Here is a 20556-nt window from a genome sequence, read left to right as displayed (position 1 = left end):
CAGATACGGCGGATCTTTTCTCATTATTCACTTTTGGCACCGGACATTTCACGGCGCGTGAACAAGACGGATCGCATTTTAATGCAGGTCCAACTTATGCGGCTCAAGCCCGCAACCGATCCGCCAAACAGGGCGCTTTTTAAGCGATGGTCTTGCGGAAAAACTCGATGGTTCGGCCCCATGCGAGGTCGGCCGCTGTCTTGTCATAACGTGCGCTGGACGTATCATTGTTGAAGGCGTGGTTCACGCCGTCATAGACAAAGATTTCGAAGGTCTTGCCGTTGGCTTCCAGCGCTTTGCGGTAGGCGTCGATCCCGGCATTGATGCGCTCATCCAGCCCACCATAATGCAGAAGCAACGGCGCTTTGATCGCGGGAACATCCTCTACCGGCGGCTGCGCACCGTAATAGGCAACGCCTGCATTCAACCCTGCCGACTTGGTTGCAAAACGGTTGACGAGCCCACCGCCCCAGCAGAAACCGACCGCGCCCACCTTGCCATTGGCGCCATCTCGCTTCGTCAGCCATAGCCGCGTCGCTTCCGCATTGGCAACGGTGGCACCCATGTCCAGGCCGCTGAACAATTCGCGCGCCTTGTCCTCGTCGGCTGGCGTTCCGCCTTGTGGTGACAGAAAATCGGGGGCCAAAGCAACGAAGCCTTCCAGAGCGACGCGGCGAGCGACGTCTCGAATGTGTTCGTTCAACCCGCGATTCTCATGAATGACGATAACGGAACCCAGTGGCCCGGATGCATTTTTAGGCGTGACGAGATAGCCCTTCATCTCGCCATTCGCACCAGGGTAAGTCACATCCTGCGCCGACAGGCGTTCATCAGTCGCGGGCACGATTGCCGCCTGCGCGCCGCTTGCGGCCAACAACGGAGCAATAGCCGCAGCCGCAGCGCCGGACCCAGCCAGCAATGTCAGCTTTTCCATGAACTTGCGACGATCAAGGCTTAAATGCGTGTATTCGTCATAGGCATCGATCATCGCCTGCGAAATCTTCGGGCTATCGGTCATCGTCTGCTCCAATCTCACGCTGCTGGAGAACAACACATACCGCAATTTTGCCGAGAACGAGGCAGACTTGTGGGATCAGCGGAACAATTCTTCGCGATCCCGCGTCGGCGACTACTCAAGCGCCAGCCAGATGGCGAGCCAGCCCCACATCAGCACGAGCGCCGCAAAGCTGATGCCGAATGCAGGGGCGCGATAGCGCAAGCGATTGCTAGTGACATGCACATAGGCGTGCACGTAACGAAACACGACGAAAATCCAGCCGAGGATAATGGTGGCGATATTGTCGGCGTCCGTAATGTAAAGCAGCAGGCAGGCGGCATAAAACAGAACGGGAATTTCAAACTGGTTGGCGATGTTTTTGTTCACCAACTGGCTTTCGCGCGCTTCTTCGCCCGCATCGCGGAAGCGCTTGAACGCCTCGCTATTGGTGAAGGTGAATTTCTTGCGACGAATGAAAAGAAGGACATAGAGACCGAAAACCAGAAAAGCGTGGGCGATCATGGGCCAGAACATTGCGGTCGTCGGTGACATGGTTTCTCCTTCTGTCAGCAAGACGCTCCCCGAACGGTTTGGTTCGGGGAGCGCTATAGTCGTCAGCATATTATATTCTAATGCGAAAGATCAAATCGCGCCTGGATAGTTCGGGCTCTCGCGGGTGATCGTCACATCATGGGCGTGGCTTTCGCGCAGACCTGCACCGGAAATACGAACAAAGGTTGCGCGCTCCTGGAAGTCCTTGATGGTCGCGCCGCCGACATAACCCATGGCAGCCTTCAGGCCGCCCGCGAGCTGATGCAGAACGCCGGACACCGGACCCTTGTAAGGAACCTGACCTTCGATGCCTTCTGGCACGAGTTTCAGCGTATCGCGGACTTCCGCCTGGAAATAACGGTCTGCCGAGCCGCGTGCCATGGCACCAACGGAGCCCATGCCGCGATAGGCCTTGAAGGAACGACCCTGATACAAGAACACTTCGCCGGGGCTTTCATCCGTACCGGCCAGCAGCGAGCCGATCATGACGGCGGATGCACCGGCAGCGATTGCCTTGGCAAGATCGCCTGAGAACTTGATGCCGCCATCGGCGATCACAGGAATGTCCTGCTCACGCGCCGCTTCGACAGCCGACATGATGGCCGCAAGCTGTGGAACGCCGACGCCGGCGACGATGCGCGTGGTGCAGATGGAGCCGGGGCCGATCCCGACCTTTACGCCATCCGCGCCCGCATCGATCAGGGCTTTGGTGCCGTCGGCGGTTGCCACGTTGCCAGCGATGATGCGAACCGAATTCGACATCTTCTTGACCTGCGTGACAGCGTCCAGAACGCGCTGTGAATGGCCGTGGGCGGTGTCCACGACCAGAAGGTCGACACCGGCAGCGATCAGGCGCTCGGCGCGCTCGATGGCGTCAGCCCCCACGCTGATGGCAGCGGCGGCGCGAAGGCGGCCCTGCGCATCCTTGGTGGCATTCGGGTTAAGCTGCGACTTTTCGATATCCTTGACGGTGATGAGGCCAACGCAGTTGCCCTTGCCATCCACCACCACCAGCTTTTCAATGCGGTGCTTGTGCAGAAGACGGCGGGCTTCCTGCTGATCGACGCTGCTTTCCTTGACTGTGATCAGGTTTTCGCGGGTCATCAGTTCGTAGATTTTCTGCTGTGGATCAGATGCAAAACGCACATCGCGGTTGGTCAGAATACCAACGAGACGACCCGCCTTGTAACCGCCGGTGCCGCCATTTTCGACAACGGGAATACCGGAAATGCCGTGCGCCTTCATCAACGCCTGCGCGTCTGCCAATGTCGCATCTGGCCCTATAGTCACCGGGTTGACGACCATGCCGCTTTCGAACTTCTTGACCTGACGAACTTCTTCGGCCTGCTCGATGGGTGTCAGGTTGCGGTGAATAACGCCAATACCACCAGCCTGCGCCATCGCGATCGCGAGGCGACCTTCAGTGACCGTATCCATCGCGGAAGAGAGAATTGGCAGGTTCAATTCGATGTCGCGGGCAATGCGCGTGGCGATGTTCGTCTGACCCGGCATGACTTCGGAATGCCCCGGCTGAAGGAGCACATCGTCGAACGTCAGCGCGTCAAGACCGGTGGGAGTTTGTATAATGCGTGCCATGGCCAAATTCCTATTTTGAAAATGCATGGCCATCCCGGAACGAAAAGTTCACCCCGGCGGCCCTGCAAAGGATTGCTTGGAAGTTGGCGAGGGCTGGTAACACGTTCATGACAGTATGGGAATAGAAAAAACCCGGAAAGGGGTTCCGGGCTCCTCTGTTGCTGGATTGCAGCAGCGTTAAATGTCGAACTGGTAGGATTTCGGCACGTAACGATAACCGGCATCCTGTTTCTCGACATACCCCACCGACGGGAACGGCATGTGGTAACCGAGGAACGGCAAGCGATCCGTCGCGATCATGTCGAAGACCTTCTTGCGGCTGGCGGCAGCGGCGGCTTTGTCCATGTCAAACCGCACTTCCCATTCCGGCCGCTGAAGCGACAGCACGTAGTGGTTGGCGGTATCTGCCGTCAAAACCAGCTGTTTTCCTTCGGACTCGACCCGGAAAATCATATGGCCCGGTGAGTGGCCGAAAGCGGTAGCGCTGGTAATGCCGGGAACGACGGTTGCGCCGTCACCGATGAAGGTTGCCTTTTCGGCGAGTGGCTTCACGCTGGCCAGCACACCCTTCTGACCGTTTTCGGCAGGCGTTCCGACGCGCTTTGCATCCGTCCAGAAATCATATTCCGCCTGGCCGATGACATATCGGGCCTTCGGGAAGGCAGGCGCACCTTTTTCCATCAATCCGCCAATATGATCGCCATGCAGGTGGGTCAGAACCACGACGGTCACGTCTTCCGGCTTGTAACCGGCAGCCGCCAAACCTTCAATCAGACGACCGTTTCCATCCTTGCGACCGGCTTCGCCAAAGCCCGTATCGAACAGCACCAGATCGGAGCCGGTATTGATCAGCGCAGGCGCAAAGCTGTTGACGAACTGGTCTTTTGGCAGAAAATTCTTGTCCAGCAGTTCGCCGACCGTTTCCGCGCTCTGGTTCGTGCCGAAGGTTTCACCCGGCTTGCCGGACGGGCGTGCACCATCCTTGACGACCAGAACCTCGAATTTTCCGAGTTTGAAGCGGTTTGTTTCAGGCGGCATGACGTGATCGACCTCCATGGATGTTTGTGGCTGGGTTGCCTGTGCGAATGCTGTGCCACGAAGCACGAAGGGAGCGGCAATGGCGCTGATGCCCATGGTGGCAAACAGACCGCGCCTGTTCATCTTTAAAAAGCTGCTCATCAATTCCTCCAATATAATTTCGCTGTGCGCAAAAGCACTATCATCACCATCATGCCGACATTGTGCAGAAAAGGCGGTTTCACACAGACGTGATGGAAATCAAAAAATTGCCAAAAGTTTAGTTGGCAAATGCCACGCTCAGGCGTAGGTAAGGATCAATATTTTCTACGGATGCGGGTCACCGCAGTCATTCCCATGAACCGCATTATTCCGCTTATTCTCGCCGTTGCTCTTTTTATGGAGCAGATGGATTCGACCGTCATCGCGACATCCCTGCCCGCGATTGCCGCAGACCTGAATGTTGGCCCGATTACGCTCAAGCTGGCGCTGACCTCCTACATGGTGGCATTGGCGATTTTCATCCCGATCAGCGGATGGATGGCGGATAAATTTGGCGCAAAGAAAATCTTCCGCATTGCCATTGCGATTTTCGTGGTCGGTTCGATCTGCTGCGCGGTGTCTTCATCCGTCGTTGAATTCGTCGTGTCCCGCTTCCTGCAAGGCATGGGTGGCGCGATGATGACGCCTGTGGGGCGTCTGGTTTTGCTGCGCACGACGAAACGCACCGAGCTGGTGTCTGCCATGGCGCTGCTGACAATTCCCGGTCTGGTCGGGCCACTCACCGGCCCGCCCATCGGTGGTTTCATCACCACATACTTCTCATGGCACTGGATTTTTCTCATCAACGTGCCGATTGGCGTCATCGGCATATGGCTGGCGACGATTTATCTGCCGGAGATCGAAACCACCAATCCGCCGCCGATGGATGGCAAAGGCTTCGTTCTTTCGGGGCTTGCCGCCTCCGGCGTCGTGTTCGGCGTGTCGGTCGTCAGCCTTCCGGCGCTACCGCCCATCATCGGCATTTCGGCGATGGTTGTCGGTTTTATCTGCGGCTTCTGGTATCTCCAACACGCAAAACACCATCCCGCGCCAATCCTTGATTTCAAGATTTTCCGCAATGTGACGTTCAGAGCAGCCTCTGTCAGCGGCACGATCTTCCGTGTTTCGACCGGCGCCATTCCATTCCTGATGCCGCTGATGTTGCAGATCGGTTTTGGGCTCAACCCGTTTCAGTCGGGCATGATCACGTTTGCGGGCGCGATTGGTGCCATCACCACCAAGTTCATGGCGCGGCGCGTGTTTGCGGCAACCGGCTTTAGAAGCGTCTTGATTGGGGCGGGTATCGTCGGCGCGTTCACGACACTGGCCAACGCATTCTTCACGCCGAACACGCCTTATCCGCTCATCATGATTTTTCTGGTGACGGCAGGGTTTGCCCGCTCGTTCTTCTTCACCGGCACGAACGCGCTCGGCTATTCGGACATTGAAGACGCACAGGCTAGTCAGGCAACGTCGATGGCATCAGTGCTACAGCAGATCAGTCTTGCGCTGGGTGTGGCCTTTGCCGCGACCATCCTTGAAGTCAGCAGTTTCATGTCGGGTGCGCATTTGCAGCTGTCCGACTTCCACACGGCATTCGCGGTTGTTGCCGCAGTCTCGCTGATTGCCATCTTCCCACTGATTACCATGGACCGGAGTGCGGGTGCCGCAGTCTCCGGTCATCGCGGCAAGGCGTCGCAGGCAGCAGAGTAAGTTAGAGTTCGTCTTCCGTAATGGCAGACGTCTGCGGGCGACCTTTGAAGTGCTTGGCCAGCAGGAACATTTCCACCGATTCTGAACGGGACGAAGCGGGCTTGATGTGGATGACCTGCTTGAAGTTCTGCTTCAACATATCCAGCAATGTCTTTTCCGTACCGCCCTGGAAGGTCTTGGCAAGGAAGTGACCACCTTCAGCCAGCACCTGCACGGCAAAATCCGCCGCCACTTCGCAAAGATGCATGGTGCGAATGTGGTCGGTTTTCTGGTGACCGGTCGTTGGCGCCGCCATATCCGACAACACCAGATCCGGCGTGCCGCCAACGGCTTCGATCAGAAGATCGGGCGCGTTCTCATCCAAAAAGTCGAGATGAAGAATTTTGACGCCAGGGATCGGGTCAAGCTCAAGGAAATCGATCGCCGCAACGCGGATATCGTCTTCGGTCGAATCCGTCACCTTGGCCGCAATCTGCGACCAGCTGCCCGGTGCAGCACCTAGATCGATGATGCGTTTCGCGTCCTTCAAAATCTGGTGCTTGTCGTTGATTTCAAGCAGCTTAAAGGCCGCGCGGGCGCGGTAGCCTTCCAGCTTCGCACGCTGCACATAAGGGTCGTTGATGTGACGTTCGATCCAACGGCGTGACGAAGGCTTCAACTTGGCCTTCTTCACCTTCTGTCCGATCTTGCGTCCGGTACGATTGGTACTCGTGGGCGCTTTGCTCATATCAACTCTTCCGTTCCAATTTGCCTTGCGTCTGGGCCCGGCGAATTCTGTTGCGGCGCCATGCGCCATCATCTGCCATCATATCTGTCAAAAGGCCTTCGCGAAGGCCCCTGTCTGCCACCCGCATACGCCGCGCCGGCCACCGCTTGCGGATGGCCTCCAGAATGGCGCAGCCCGCGAGCACCAGATCAGCGCGGTCCGGCCCAATGCACGCATTGGCCGCGCGGCCCGCAAAATCCCATGCCAGCAGTTTGTCTTGCATCGCCGTCACCTCGACATCGGACAACCATAAGCCATCCACCTTGCGGCGATCATAACGCGGCAAATCCAGATGCACACCGGCCAGCGTCGTAACCGTTCCCGATGTGCCGATAAGATGGAAATCTTCCTGCGAGACATGTTCGCCAATCGGCGGGCATTGGAAGCCGTCGAGCAAGCCTTCGACTTCGCCAACCATGGCGGCAAAGACATCCGGTGTCACATCCCGCCCGCCGTGGCGTTCGGACAGTGTCACCACGCCGACCGGAAGCGATGTCCAGTGGGTAATATGGTTGGCCAGCCGGTTGGAGCGGTTTTCACCGACGCGAATGACCGCGATTTCCGACGATCCACCGCCGATATCAAACAGCACAACGGAGCGCGCCTCGCGCCCGACCAGCGAAGAGCAGCCGGACACCGCAAGACGGGCTTCCGTCTCACGGCTGATGATTTCCAGATCAAGTCCGGTTTCACGCGTCACGCGCTTCAAGAACTCTTCGCCATTGGTTGCCTGTCGGCAGGCTTCGGTCGCGATCAGCCGCATCCGGCGGATAGAGCGACCGGCAAGTTTCGACGCGCAGACGCGCAACGCTTCAACGGCGCGGTCCATCGCCTCATCCGACAACTTGCCCGTCGATACCAGACCTTCGCCAAGACGCACGATGCGCGAAAAGGCATCCACGACGCGAAACTGGCCGGGGCGTGTCGGCTGGGCAATCAGCAGGCGGCAATTGTTGGTGCCGAGATCCAGCGCAGCATACATATCCGCGCCGCCGTCAATAGCAGCATCTCTGTAGGACTGCGACCGCGCACTAAAACGGCTCTGCTGATCCGAAGCAGCGGGCGAATGGGCAGGCGTTGCGGCGCCATTCTGGCGCGCAGACGGTTTGGGCGCATGGGTGGGGACAAGCGGTCTTCCCTGCGGTCCACGCTGGTTGCGCTTTCCGCCACGGGCCTTACGCTTGCCCTGCGAGGCAGGTGCAGAGGGTGCAGTTTGTTCTGCTTTTTCGGTCGCTACCGTAGGGGCAACCTGCGGCTGACCACCGCCTTGCCCACGCGAACGTCTGCGTCGCTTGCGCTTTCGCGGCTCCGCCTCCGGTTGGGCATTGCCAACCGTTGGGCCAACTGGTGGGGAATCTGACCGGGAATCGGCGTCGTGAAGCTGCGGCGATGCAGAAACGTTGCGGGGTTTTCCGCTACGCTTGCCCTTGCCACGACGGGAACGCTTCGCGCTCCCTTTTTCCACCGCCGACACCCCTGATTCCGACGGCTTTACGCCGTTGCCGGGGTCAATCACTGTTTTATCCATTCCGCCGCGCGAAAGCCTGAAGGCGATGCTGCTGGCGTCCATAAAGGTTACGTTGACGCAACCATACCAGCGCATGACATTTTAGCCAACCGATTTTTGCCAGACGAAACAGCAACGACAGCCAGATGGGCAAGCGCAGCAATGCCATCTTGAAAATCTATAGGCCAGCAGATGAAATGGATTTTAAGGTAAGGATGGTACGGTTGGCTGGAATCGAACCAGCGACCTCAGGATCCACAAACCTGCGCTCTAACCAACTGAGCTACAACCGCACATCAAACGCCGCGTCGGCGTCACGGAGGCTCACATACGGGGAGTTTTTCCCTTTTGCAAGTCCTTCGGTAATTTTTGCGAAAAAAGCTTGGGAAAGCAAGTCCGTTTATGGATGACGGGATTGGCGCGAACAAAAACCATGGGATTGCGTGTCGCAAACAGCCGTAGGCGATTGCAAAACGAGACCGCGCACCACAAAATCAACCGCGCTGACCAACGCTTACCTATGGTCTGCATATTAACTGTAATTGGCAATTCCCGCAGCAAATGATGGACCGATCCGCGCTGTGAAGTTATTTAAGATTCTGTTAACATCAAGCCGATGCAGGCTGTATGGTGCCTCATGATGAGGTCGTGCGGTTGTAAAGGTCAGGTCGTGCCAGAATAGGTTTCCCATGCCCGCCGTACAATATCCATTTATAGACATTGCAGTGCATGAGCGTGTGCGGGAGCATTTCGGTCGCGGGGAAGCCATGGCTTTGTTCTCGACGGACCTGCAAAGCCCCCTTTGGGCCAATGGTCGCGGAGCAACCCTGTTCGGAACGCCGCTGATCTATGACTTTCTGGAGCGCGGGCCAAAGCGGCAGGATGTGACCTTCCGCCAGTTTGCAGCCACCGCTGCACGGTTGGTCAACACCGGCGACCGCCAGCACTTTATGATCCGCATTCACTCGGGCTTCAAAAGCGTATCGGTGAATGCAACGGCTGAAATCATCGAGGTTGAAGCGGGCCAGCAGGCGGTTCTGTTTTCTGCACCGGTTGATCAGGCCACTCCTTCCTTGGAAGAGCGCGCCCGCCGGATGATCGAGGGCTTTGACGATCCTGATATCCACATGGCTGTGCTGGATGCAGACAGCAAGGTTGTGGCGGCATCCCCACGCTTTGCGGCTCTCGGCGTTACGCCGCTGACGACACGCACGCTGATTTCCATGGCGTCCAACCAACCCGGCAAGCTGGTGAAGCGGCCTGTGCCCACAGGCAAGGGCTATCTTCCCGCCGCCACCGGGCAGATGTCCAAAGAGCCTGAACTCAATCTTCTTTTTGTTGTCGAAACGGTGATCGGCAGGCTTGATCCGTCTGACTTTGGCGATGTGCAAGAGGCTCCGAAGCCAGCAGAAACCGCCGTTCCCGCGGTGAATGTGGGCGTTGCCCCGAGCCAGGACTTTGCCGAAGTGCTGGATGCCGTTGCCGACATCGAGGATGTGCCAGAGCCTCAAGAAGAAACTGACGAACTGGAACAGGTTGCACCGGCGGTAAGCGCAGAGGATGCTTCCGTGGCCGAACCTGATGAGATCGTGTTGCAAGACGATGAGCCGACTGTGGAAGAACCGGCTGAAATCATCGTTGCTCATGAACCAGAAGTTTCCGAGCCTGAACTTCCCCTGTTGGCGGAGCATGGTTCCGAGCCGGAAGAACCGACTGAGGGATCCGCAGCCGATCCAGTTCAGCCGGAAGAAATGGCTCCCTTCCAGTTCAATCGCAATGGACGGGCATCCCGTTTTGTCTGGAAGATCGATGCCAATGGCCGCTTCAGCTCCATTTCGCATGAGTTCGCCGATGCGGTCGGCCCGCAGGCGGCGAATGTCGAGGGCATGAGCTTTAGCGATCTTGCCGCGCTGTTCAATCTGGACCCGGACGGCAAGATCACCGAACTTTTGAACCGTCGCGATACCTGGTCCGGCAAGACGATCTACTGGCCGGTGGAAGGCACGTCGCTGGCCGTTCCGATCGATCTGGCAGCCTTGCCCACCTATACACGCTCTCGCGAATTCGATGGTTTCCGTGGTTTCGGCATCGTGCGCCTTGCCGATGCGGTGGAAGACCCGAACGCGGTTGGCCTGTCGTTGATTGGCGAAACAATCGATGAAAATGGTGTGGACGACGATGGTGTTGACACCGTCGACGTTGCAGCAGTTGACGATGAAACGCTGTTCGCACTGCCGGAAAACGATGAGCAGGCAGAGCTTGCCCTTGCGGAAACGCCGGAAGACGATATTGCCGAGCCCGAGACGTCCGAAGCGCCGCGCAGCTACATGCCGCCCGCAAGCGAAGTTCCGGCTCTGAAAATTGTCGAAACACCCAATCGGCGTTATTCCGACAAGGTGGTGCAATTTGAAGAGCGCCGCAGCAGAAGCCGCGATGAGCTGAGCGCCAGCGAACAAGACGCTTTCCGCGAGATTGCACGTGTGCTGAAGCCTGAAGTCGCAGATGTTTCCGAACCAGAGCAACTGGAAGAAACAGTGCTGGCGAACGTGCCCGACGTTGCGCCGACACCTGAACCTGAAGTCGTCACTGAGCCGGTGTCAGAGACAGATGAACCTGCCGTTTTGGACGCTCAACCAACCGCTCCGGACACGGACGATGACGACGACTTTGCTGACTATACACGCGGCGATGAGCCGGTTCATTTCGTGCTGCCGCAGACATATGCGCGTGCAACGGAACAGGAAGCCCTTTCCGGACCAGCGGCTGACACGTTCATTCCCGTTCGTACCACCGCATCTTTGACGGCGGACACCGTGGACCAGATGCCGATTGCGCTGCTGATCCACAGCGGCGACAGTCTGATCCATGCGAACACGGAATTCCTGCGGCTGACGGGGTACGATACTCTCAACGAACTCTCAGAGGTTGGCGGTCTTGATGCACTGCTTCAGCGTGATGAGCTTGAAGCTGTCGCGGAACGTTCGGGTGGCATGGTCGCGGTCAGTGCCGACAATGATCTGATCCCGGTCAAGGCGCGGCTGCAATCTGTGCGTTGGGACGATGCCAGCGCGCTGATGCTTTCGCTGATCCCGACGGACGAAAAAACCACAAGCCCCCTGCCCGCCAATGAAAATGCCCCGGCGGAACTGGTACAGACCGCGCCGGATGCAGACGTGACCATCCTGAAAGGCGAAGTCGAAGAGTTGCATTCCATTCTGGAAACAGCAACCGACGGCATCGTTTTGTTGGGTGATGACGGCCACATCCGTTCGCTGAACCGGTCTGCAAACGCGCTGTTCAACTATGACAATGACGAGATTTCTGGCAAGCCGTTCGTGACGCTGTTTGCGCATGAAAGCCAGCGCGCCGTGCTGGATTATTTGTCCGGCCTTGCGAACAATGGCGTGGCAAGCGTGCTGAACGATGGCCGCGAGGTTATTGGCCGCGAGGCATCCGGCGGGTTCCTGCCTCTGTTCATGACAATAGGCAAGCTGAAATCCTCCAATGGCTATTGTGCCGTTATTCGTGACATCACCCAGTGGAAGCGGACCGAAGAAGATTTGCGCAACGCCAAGCGCGCCGCCGAAACCGCCAACGCCCACAAGACGGACTTTCTGGCACGCGTCAGCCATGAAATTCGCACGCCTTTGAACGCGATCATCGGCTTTGCCGACCTGATGGCAACGGAACATTTCGGACCAATCGGCAATCAGCGTTATATCGAATATTCCAATGATATCGTCCGCTCGGGCCGCCATGTTCTGGATATCGTCAACGATCTCCTGGATATTTCCAAGATTGAAGCCGGGCAGATGGATGTGGATTTCAAGGCCGTTGCCTTGAACGACACGATCGCGGAGGCGGTTTCGATCGTGCAGCCACAGGCGAACAACCAGCGTGTCATCATCCGTACTGCACTCTCGCAGTCCGTACCGCAGATCGTTGCCGATCTTCGCTCGATCAAGCAGATCATGCTCAACATTCTGTCGAATGCCATCAAGTTCACACCGTCTGGCGGGCAGATCGTGGTGTCCACGGCCTATGAAACCAATGGCAGCGTGGTCCTGCGTATTCGCGATACCGGCATCGGCATGACCCGTTCCGAGCTGGAGCAGGCCATGAAGCCGTTCCGGCAGGTGTCCGCCTCCTCAAGCCGTGTGCGCGGGGATGGAACGGGGCTTGGCCTGCCTTTGACGAAGGCGATGGTGGACGCGAACCGTGCGAATTTCTCCATCACTTCGACGCCCAATGAAGGAACGCTGGTGGAAATCAGCTTTCCGTCTCAGCGCGTACTTGCGAACTGAGCACGTCCGGGATTAGCAATGTGTTGCGCCATCGGCCTGTGCCGGTGGCAGAAGGATAACAGCATTGCAGCCAGCCCATCATATGAACGCGCGTACATCGCCGCTGCGATTTTTGCCATCGGGGCTTTCAATCGGCGCTTTGGTCCTCGCGGCCATGGTCGCCATGCCGCTGATCGCCATTTTCTCCATCGCTGCAACGGGCGGAACGGAAGGCTGGCGGCATCTGCTGGTGAATGTCTTGCCGCGTGCAGGCGGGCAGACTTTGGCGCTTCTGGTCATGACCGGGGTGACGACAGCGTTTTTCGGTATCGTAACGGCTTGGCTGGTCAGCGCCTTCCAGTTTCCCCTGCGCCGTCTGCTGTCCTTTGCGCTCGTATTGCCGCTGGCAATTCCATCTTATATTGCGGCCTATGCCTTCGGTGAATTTCTGGATTTTACCGGGCCGGTGCAAAGTGCCGTTCGTGCCGTCTTCGGATACCAAAACATTCGCGATTACTGGTTTCCAGATATCCGTTCGCTTGGCGGTGCCGTGCTGGTGTTGAGTTCGGTTCTTTACCCCTATGTCTATCTGTCAGCGCGGGCAGCTTTCGGCTTGCAAGGTCGGTTCGCCACGGAAGCGGCACGGACGCTGGGTGCTGGGCCGCTGCGGATTTTTCTGTCCGTGCAATTGCCCATGGCACGGCCCGCCATCATCATCGGTCTGGCATTGGTGATGATGGAAACGCTGAACGATATCGGCGCCGTCGAATATCTCGGCGTCCGCACGCTAACCTTTGCGATTTATGAAACCTGGCTTAATCGCGGCAACCTCGCAGGCGCAACGCAGATCGCATCCGTTCTGGTGATTGTCGTTGCAGCACTCATCATGACCGAGCGAAGAGCGCGCAGCCAGCAACGTTTTAGCGCAGCCAAATCCACGGCGATGGCGCAGCGCTTCGGATTGCAAAAACTATCCTTAAGCCATGGCTGGGTGGCCACAGTTTTCTGCTGCCTGCCGGTGATGTTAGGCTTCGCCATCCCCGTACTTGTTCTGGGCAGCTATGCCGCCAAGCGGCTTGGTGCACTGGCAGATCCCAAACTCCTCAAGGCACTCGGACACAGTCTGGAAGTGTCTGTTTCCGCAGCATTCATCACACTCATCTGCGGCTTCATCTTCGCTTATGTGCAGCGCGTCAACACATCACCTGTCGCACGCTCGGCAAGCCGCATCGGCTCACTCGGTTACGGCATTCCGGGCACGGTGCTTGCCATCGGCGTTCTGCTTCCGCTGGCGGGCTTCGATAATGCGCTGGATGGTTTTTTGCGGTCTCACCTCAACTATTCCACCGGACTTTTGCTATCGGGAACGGCCTTCGCCATCATCTACGCCCACAGCGTCCGCTTCATGACGCTTGCTGAAGGCACGATTGATGCGGGTTTCCAGAAACTTTCCCCGCACATCGACATGGCGGCAAGAACTCTCGGGCGCACCCGCTCCCAGACATTGATACATGTGCTATTGCCGAACATACGCCCGGCGGCGATTACCGCGGCGCTGCTGGTTTTCATTGAATCGCTGAAAGAACTTCCGGCAACCATCCTGTTGCGGCCGTTTAACTTCAACACGCTGGCCACACTGGTTTACGAGAGCGCATCCCGCTCCCGCGTGCAGGATGCCTCCATTCCCGCACTGATCATCATCTCGGCAGGGCTGGTTCCGGTCATTCTTGTCTCTCTGTCTCTCGACCGGCAAAAATGACGCAAAAGAAAAGGCAGCCGAGGCTGCCTTGAAAGTTTGTGCTTATAACGAGAGCAAGGAATAAAATAACATCATGTCTGTGGGCCAACGGCCCTGCAACCCTCTCATTGAGTGCACCCACGTTGGATTTACATTTGAACGGCGCGGTTTAAAAAAGTGTTAAAAGCGAGCTAGACCATTTAGGGGCAATAAATCCTAATTCGATGCAGCGATCTGCACATAATGGCACAGGGATTGGGGGCGATGCCGCAGCAGCGTCCCGATATAGGTCAGCTTTTCAGGGCGGCTATAGTCTGAAAAAGCGCTAAGGCTTCCGGGTTGGCCAGCGCTTCCCTGTTCTTGACCGGACGCCCGTGGACGACCTCACGAACGGCCAGTTCGACGATCTTGCCGGATTTGGTGCGTGGAATATCGGCGACCGCAACGATTTTCGCCGGGACGTGGCGTGGTGAAGCGCCGGTGCGGATACGGCTTTTGATGGCGGCAATCAACGTGTCATCCAAGACGACACCTTCGGCAAGTCTCACGAACAGCACCACCCGGACATCATCGTCCCAATCCTGGCCGATGCACAGCGCTTCCAGCACCTCGTGCATCTTCTCAACCTGATTGTAGATTTCCGCCGTTCCGATGCGCACACCACCGGGGTTGAGGGTTGCGTCCGACCGCCCATGAATGATGAGGCCACCATGCGCGGTCCATTCGGCAAAATCGCCATGACACCATATGTTTTCGAAGCGCTCAAAATAAGCGGCGTGGTATTTCTCTCCGTCCGGGTCATTCCAGAACATCACCGGCTGGCAGGGGAAGGCTTTTGTGCAGACAAGTTCGCCTTTTTCACCGCCAACGGGCTTGCCTTCATCGTTCCAGATTTCGACGGCAAGGCCGAGACCCGGCCCCTGAATTTCACCGCGCCAGACGGGTTTGACGGGATTGCCCAAGACAAAGCAGGAAACGATGTCCGTGCCGCCGGAAATGGACGCGAGTTGCACGTCGCTTTTGATGCCGTCGTAGACAAACGAGAAGCCCTCCGGCGAGAGTGGCGATCCGGTGGAGGTTATCAAGCGCAAGGCTGATAGATCATGGCTGTTGGCTGGCGTTAGACCGGCTTTTCTCACGGCATCGATATATTTTGCCGATGTGCCGAAAATCGCAAACCCTTCCTGTGCGGCATAATCGAACAGCACATTGCCATCCGGTGCGAAGGGTGAACCATCGTAAAGGCAGAGCGTGGCACCCGATGCCAGACCGCTGACCAGCCAGTTCCACATCATCCAGCCACAGGTGGTGAAGTAAAAGAGCTTTTCACCCTCCTCCAGTTCACAATGAAAACGGTGTTCTTTTAGATGTTGCAGCAGCGTGCCACCGGCAGAATGCACGATGCATTTGGGAACGCCGGTGGTGCCGGACGAAAAGAGAATGTAGAGCGGATGCGCAAACGGCAGGCGCGTATAATACAGTTCTTGCGGCTCGAATGGCTTGATGAAATCGTCATAAGAGACAGCACCATCCGCTGCAACGATATTACCGGCATAGGGCACCAGCAACAGGGAAATGCCGAGTTTGTCGGCAACCGCCCGCGCCTTCTGCGTCACATCTTGCTTTTTGCCATTGTACCAATAGGCATCGCAGGAAATGAAAACCCTCGGTTCGATCTGGCCAAAACGATCCAGCACACCCTGCTCTCCGAAATCCGGTGAACAGGAAGACCAGACCGCGCCGAGTGACGTTGCCGCCAGCATCAGCGCGATGGTCTGCGGCATATTCGGCATCATCGCCGCGATGCGATCACCGGGTTGAATGCCCGACTTGCGGAACGCTTGTTGCAGACGGGAAACCTCATCGCGCAGCCTGTCCCACGACCAGCGATCCTGCACCTTGTCTTCACCGCGAAAGATCAGAGCGTCTTCCGGCCCCGTTCGGACCAGAAGATTTTCTGCGAAGTTGAGTTCAGCCTCGGGGAAGAAACGGGCGGCCAGCATGTCATCGCCATCAACCAGCACCCTTTCACCCTGGGTGCCTTTGACGTTGCAATAGGTCCAGACTGCGCTCCAGAAGCTTTCCCGTTCGTCCACCGACCACCGGTGAAACGAATCGTAGTTTTCAAAGGCCACATCGTAACGTTCAGCGCACCAGCGCATGAACTGCGTCATGGGCGAGTTGGCGATGCGCTCGGCAGAGGGAGCCCACAGCGGTTTCGTATCGTCCATCGGTGCCTCCTCCCTGCCCCGCGTTCGATCAACCTTTCGCAGCGGCGTGTTCATCACGCATCCGCTGAAGCTCGGTTCGCTTCGAGGCGATCGATGCGCAGATGACGCCGACCGTGACCATGGCGATGAGAATGGTGCAGATGGCGTTGATCTCAGGTGTCACGCCAAGGCGCACCTGCGAGTAAATCTTGATCGGCAAGGTCGTGGCACCCGGTCCTGTGGTGAAGCTGGCGATGACCAAATCATCCAGCGACAGCGAGAACGCCAGCATCCAACCCGCAACGACGGCGGGCAAAATGAGTGGCAGGGTGATGCGGAAGAAGGTTTTGACCGGTGGGCAACCCAGATCAAGGGCTGCTTCTTCCAGACTGCGATCAAACGTCAGCAGGCGTGATTGCACGACGATGGCCACGTAGCACATGGTGAAGGTGGTATGGGCAATTACCACCGTCCAGAAGCCGCGATCCACACCAATGGACACGAAGAGCAGCAGAAGCGACAGGCCGGTGATGACTTCCGGCATGACCAAAGGCGCATAGATCATGCCGGAAAACAGAATGCGGCCCGGAAAGCGGGTAAACCGCGTGAGCGACAAAGCTGCCAAGGTGCCGAGAATGGTGCCGATGGTTGCGCTGAGAAGTGCAACACGCACCGTGATCCATGCCGCGTCCATCAGGCCCTGATTGGACCACATGGACTTGTACCATTGCAGAGAAAAGCCGCCCCAGACCGTGACCAGTTTGGAGGCATTGAATGAATAGACCACCAGAATGATGATCGGAATATAGAGGAAGGCAAAGCAGAGGGTGAGAATGGTGGTGTCGAATTTGCCGCGTTTCATGGCTTACCCCACCTTCTTTTGCTGGTTCTGGAAGATGGCGATGGGAACGACGAGCAGGATCAGCAACAGCACGGCCACGGCAGATGCCAGCGGCCAATCGCGGTTGCCAAAAAACTCAGTCCACAGCGTTTTGCCGATCATCAGCGTTTGCGCGCCGCCCAGCAAATCTGGAATGACGAATTCGCCGGTAATCGGAATGAAGCAGATCATCGATCCGGCAATGACGCCTGGAAGAGACAACGGGAAGGTGATTTTCCAGAAGGCTTTCCACGGCGGGCAACCGAGATCGGCAGCGGCTTCCAGCAGTGTATTGTCCAGCTTTTCCAGCGCAGCATAAAGCGGCAGCACCATGAAGGGCAGGTAGGAATAAACCATGCCGATGAAAACGGAGGTCTCCGTGCGGAAAATATTCACCTGCTCATCCGGCCCCAAAAGGCCGATGGTCTGAAACAGTACGGTCAACAACCCTTCCGGCTTCAGAATACCAATCCACGCATAAACGCGGATGAGGAAGGACGTCCAGAAGGGCAGCACAACCAGCATCACCAGCATCGGCCGAATGGTGCTGGGCGCACGCGCCATGGCAAGTGCCATGGGATAACCGATCAGCAACAACAGGACCGTGGAGATCAGTGCGATCCGTAGCGAGGACAGATAGGCCTTCACATAAAGCGGGTCTTTGGTGAGGAAGAGATAGTTCTCGAAATCGAGTTGCGAGAAAAATTCGCCAATGCGGCTGAAGCCTTCGAACACCGGCACATAAGGCGGCATGGCGATGGCACTGTCCGACAGCGAGATTTTAACGATGATGAAAAATGGTGCCGCAAAGAACAGCGCCAGCCAAAGGTAGGGTACAGCAACGACCAGCCATCGCATCGGGCTTTGGCGGTTTTCAGGAGAGGATATTGCCACGGCTTTCTCCTTCTATCGTGTGAGGACCAGACCGGAATCGGCTTTCCAATTCAACCAGACCATATCCCCGAAGGTGATTGGCCGGTCGACAAGGCGAGAGACATTGGCTTGAGCGGCCCGCATGATACGGCCATCATCCAGCTTGACGATAAAAATCGAAAAATCGCCGAGATAACCGATATCCCAGACCTCACCGTGACCAACATTGATCGATGTGTCCGCAGGTGGATCGAGCGAAATGCGAACCTTCTCAGGCCTCACCGCAAAGGCCACCTTGTTGCCGGCAACGGCGGCGCAATCCTGTTCCACGGTTACGGCTAGGCCTTCGCAATCTAGCAGCACGGTTGCGGGCTTGCCTTCGCCGGGGCTGTTAGCTTTCACATCTGCATCGAAAATGTTGATGTCGCCGATAAAGTCCGCCACATATCGGCTGTTCGGCGCTTCATAGATTTCGGCGGGTGTCGCCACCTGCATGACGATGCCTTTGTCCATGACTGCGATGCGGTCTGACACTGTCATCGCTTCTTCCTGATCGTGCGTTACGATCAGGAACGTCAGGCCCAGCGTCTGTTGCAGGTCCATCAGTTCGAACTGGGTTTCCTCGCGCAGCTTCTTGTCCAGCGCGCCCAGAGGCTCATCCAGCAGCAGCACTTTGGGGCGCTTTGCCAGAGAACGGGCCAGCGCCACGCGCTGCCGCTGGCCACCGGACAGCTGGCTGGGTTTGCGTTTGGCAAATTCGGAAAGCTTCACCAGACGCAGCATTTCTTCAACGCGGCTGTTGATATCGGCTTTGGGCAAGTTGTCCTGCTCCAGACCGAAGGCAATGTTCTTTTCCACCGACATGTGCGGAAAAAGCGCATAGGACTGGAACATCATATTGGTGGGGCGCTTATAGGGCGGCACCCCGGAAATGTCCTTGCCCTGCAAGAGTATACGCCCGCTTGTCGGCTCTTCGAAACCGGCCAGCATCCGCATCAGCGTGGTCTTGCCGCAGCCGGAAGGACCGAGCAGGGAGAAGAATTCCCGCTCGTAAATATCCAGTGTCAGATTATCGACGGCGACGAAATCGCCAAATCTCTTGGTGACATTCTCGAAGCGGATGAATGGAACCGAATCTGGCTCAGTCCATGGTGAGAATTTGCGTTTTACCGGACCCAGAGATTTCGCCATGTACTACCCCATCTTCTTTTCTTATAGAGCTGAACGAGAAAGGGGCAGAAGTTTCCAACTGCCCCTTTTTAAAAGCCCGGTCAGCTGCCCGTTTTTATCTGGGTCCAGACGCGGTTCAGAACGCGCTGTTCTTTTGGCCCGTAAGGCGAAATGGTGAAGAGCTTCTTCATTGTCTCAGGCGCTGGATAAACACCCGGATTCTTGACAACAGCCTCGTCCATCACCGATTGCGACGCCAGATTGCCGTTGGCGTATTGCACATAGTCGGAAGCCTTGGCGGCCACGTCAGGCTTCATCATGAAATTGATGAAGGCATGTGCCTCCTCGACATTCTTGGCATCCGCCGGAATGGCGAAGGAATCCATCCAGATGTAAGTGCCTTCCTTGGGGATGACATAGTTAACTTCGACGCCGTTCTTGGCCTCTTCAGCACGGGTTTTGGCCTGAAGAATATCACCCGACCAGCCGATGGTGATGCAGCTATCGCCATTGGCAAGCTCATCGATATAGGCAGACGAGTTGAAGGTTTTCACAGAAGGACGGATTTTCTGATAAACCTCACCGCCCGCTTCCAGATCGGCAGTTTCCTTGCTGTCCGGGTTCTTGCCAAGATAGTTCATGGCAATGGCGAAGGTTTCGTCGGACGCGTCGAGAATGTTGATGCCGCAGGATTTCAGCTTCTCTGCGTTTTCTGGCTTGAACAGAATGTCCCAGCTATCGACCGGCACATCGCCCAGAGCGGCCTTGATCTTGGCGACGTTATAGCCAATGCCCGTGGTGCCCCACATATAGTTGACGGCATATTCGTTGCCGGGGTCATACTTGGACAGGCGCTCGGTGATCTCAGGCCACATGTTCTTGAGGTTCGGCAGCTTGGATTTATCCAACTTCTGGTAAACACCCGCCTGAATTTGCCGCGCCAGGAACGGCGACGTGGGTGCGACCACATCATAACCGGAATTGCCGGCCAGCAATTTGGTCTCAAGCACCTCGTTGCCGTCGTAGACGTCGTAAACAACCTTAATGCCGGTTTCCTTGGTGAATTCTTCCAGAAGGACGGGATCGATATAGTCGGACCAGTTATAAACGTGGACGACCTTTTCCTGCGCAAAAGCGGTGCCAGCAGCCAAAGCCGCAGTAACAACGGCCAGACTGAAACGAAGCGAACGATACTTCATGATATCTCCTGTT

14 protein-coding genes and 1 tRNA gene are annotated in these 20556 nt (G+C 57.0%); 3 read left to right on the top strand and 12 right to left on the bottom strand.

The genetic code is table 11. From position 1 onward, the window contains the following. Positions 1 to 139: 139 nt before the first annotated feature. The 4 genes from RMR16_RS01360 to RMR16_RS01345 all read right to left on the bottom strand — a co-directional run bounded on the left by RMR16_RS01360 (position 140) and on the right by RMR16_RS01345 (position 4306). Entirely contained in the window at positions 140 to 1018 is an 879-nt protein-coding gene (locus tag RMR16_RS01360) for a dienelactone hydrolase family protein (protein WP_320200875.1), read from the bottom strand. 111 nt (positions 1019 to 1129) lie between these two features. Next, positions 1130 to 1531 (bottom strand): MAPEG family protein, encoded by a 402-nt coding sequence (locus RMR16_RS01355; protein ID WP_320200985.1) that lies wholly within the window; start codon positions 1529 to 1531, stop codon positions 1130 to 1132. Positions 1532 to 1639: 108 nt separating this feature from the next. Next, the gene (gene guaB / locus RMR16_RS01350) at positions 1640 to 3145 is read right to left on the bottom strand and encodes an IMP dehydrogenase (RefSeq protein ID WP_320200876.1); all 1506 of its coding nucleotides are present in this window, start codon (positions 3143 to 3145) and stop codon (positions 1640 to 1642) included. Positions 3146 to 3322: 177 nt separating this feature from the next. Next, complete coding sequence (locus RMR16_RS01345; RefSeq protein WP_413786028.1) at positions 3323 to 4306, bottom strand: MBL fold metallo-hydrolase; 984 nt, start codon at positions 4304 to 4306, stop codon at positions 3323 to 3325. A 213-nt stretch (positions 4307 to 4519) separates the two neighbouring features. On the opposite strand from RMR16_RS01345, the gene RMR16_RS01340 reads away from it, so the two are divergent. Beyond that, positions 4520 to 5917, top strand: a complete 1398-nt coding sequence (locus RMR16_RS01340; protein ID WP_320200878.1) for an MDR family MFS transporter — start codon at positions 4520 to 4522, stop codon at positions 5915 to 5917. 1 nt (position 5918) lies between these two features. Here the strand turns inward: RMR16_RS01340 and RMR16_RS01335 are convergent, their stop codons facing one another. From RMR16_RS01335 to RMR16_RS01325, 3 genes are all read right to left on the bottom strand, one after another. Continuing rightward, positions 5919 to 6644: an RlmE family RNA methyltransferase gene (locus RMR16_RS01335; protein WP_320200879.1), complete on the bottom strand. Its 726-nt coding sequence runs from the start codon at positions 6642 to 6644 to the stop codon at positions 5919 to 5921. A 1-nt stretch (position 6645) separates the two neighbouring features. Beyond that, positions 6646 to 8253: a Ppx/GppA phosphatase family protein gene (locus RMR16_RS01330; protein ID WP_320200986.1), complete on the bottom strand. Its 1608-nt coding sequence runs from the start codon at positions 8251 to 8253 to the stop codon at positions 6646 to 6648. A 153-nt stretch (positions 8254 to 8406) separates the two neighbouring features. Next, positions 8407 to 8483 (bottom strand) — tRNA-His (locus RMR16_RS01325). Positions 8484 to 8879: 396 nt separating this feature from the next. Between RMR16_RS01325 and RMR16_RS01320 the strand changes: the two genes are divergently transcribed. Beyond that, entirely contained in the window at positions 8880 to 12494 is a 3615-nt protein-coding gene (locus tag RMR16_RS01320) for an ATP-binding protein (protein ID WP_320200880.1), read from the top strand. A 163-nt stretch (positions 12495 to 12657) separates the two neighbouring features. Beyond that, complete coding sequence (locus RMR16_RS01315) at positions 12658 to 14232, top strand: ABC transporter permease (RefSeq protein ID WP_320200987.1); 1575 nt, start codon at positions 12658 to 12660, stop codon at positions 14230 to 14232. 269 nt (positions 14233 to 14501) lie between these two features. On the opposite strand, the gene RMR16_RS01310 is transcribed toward RMR16_RS01315, so the two are convergent. The 5 genes from RMR16_RS01310 to RMR16_RS01290 all read right to left on the bottom strand — a co-directional run bounded on the left by RMR16_RS01310 (position 14502) and on the right by RMR16_RS01290 (position 20543). Continuing rightward, positions 14502 to 16442: an acetoacetate--CoA ligase gene (locus tag RMR16_RS01310; protein WP_320200881.1), complete on the bottom strand. Its 1941-nt coding sequence runs from the start codon at positions 16440 to 16442 to the stop codon at positions 14502 to 14504. Positions 16443 to 16470: 28 nt separating this feature from the next. Further along, a complete protein-coding gene (locus RMR16_RS01305) occupies positions 16471 to 17283 on the bottom strand; it encodes an ABC transporter permease (RefSeq protein WP_320200882.1) in 813 nt (270 codons plus the stop codon). 3 nt (positions 17284 to 17286) lie between these two features. Further along, complete coding sequence (locus RMR16_RS01300) at positions 17287 to 18195, bottom strand: ABC transporter permease (protein WP_320200883.1); 909 nt, start codon at positions 18193 to 18195, stop codon at positions 17287 to 17289. Between the two features lie 12 nt (positions 18196 to 18207). Continuing rightward, positions 18208 to 19365 carry an ABC transporter ATP-binding protein gene (locus RMR16_RS01295; protein WP_320200884.1) on the bottom strand — a complete coding sequence of 386 codons (1158 nt, stop codon included), beginning with the start codon at positions 19363 to 19365 and terminating at the stop codon, positions 18208 to 18210. An 80-nt stretch (positions 19366 to 19445) separates the two neighbouring features. Further along, entirely contained in the window at positions 19446 to 20543 is a 1098-nt protein-coding gene (locus tag RMR16_RS01290; protein WP_320200885.1) for a polyamine ABC transporter substrate-binding protein, read from the bottom strand. Positions 20544 to 20556 lie beyond the last annotated feature (13 nt).

Origin of the sequence: Agrobacterium sp. rho-13.3, assembly GCF_033957765.2 — a bacterium.
Lineage (GTDB): Bacteria > Pseudomonadota > Alphaproteobacteria > Rhizobiales > Rhizobiaceae > Agrobacterium.
The sequence above is the reverse complement of the archived record's forward strand: the minus strand, read 5'-3'. Positions and strand labels throughout refer to the sequence as shown.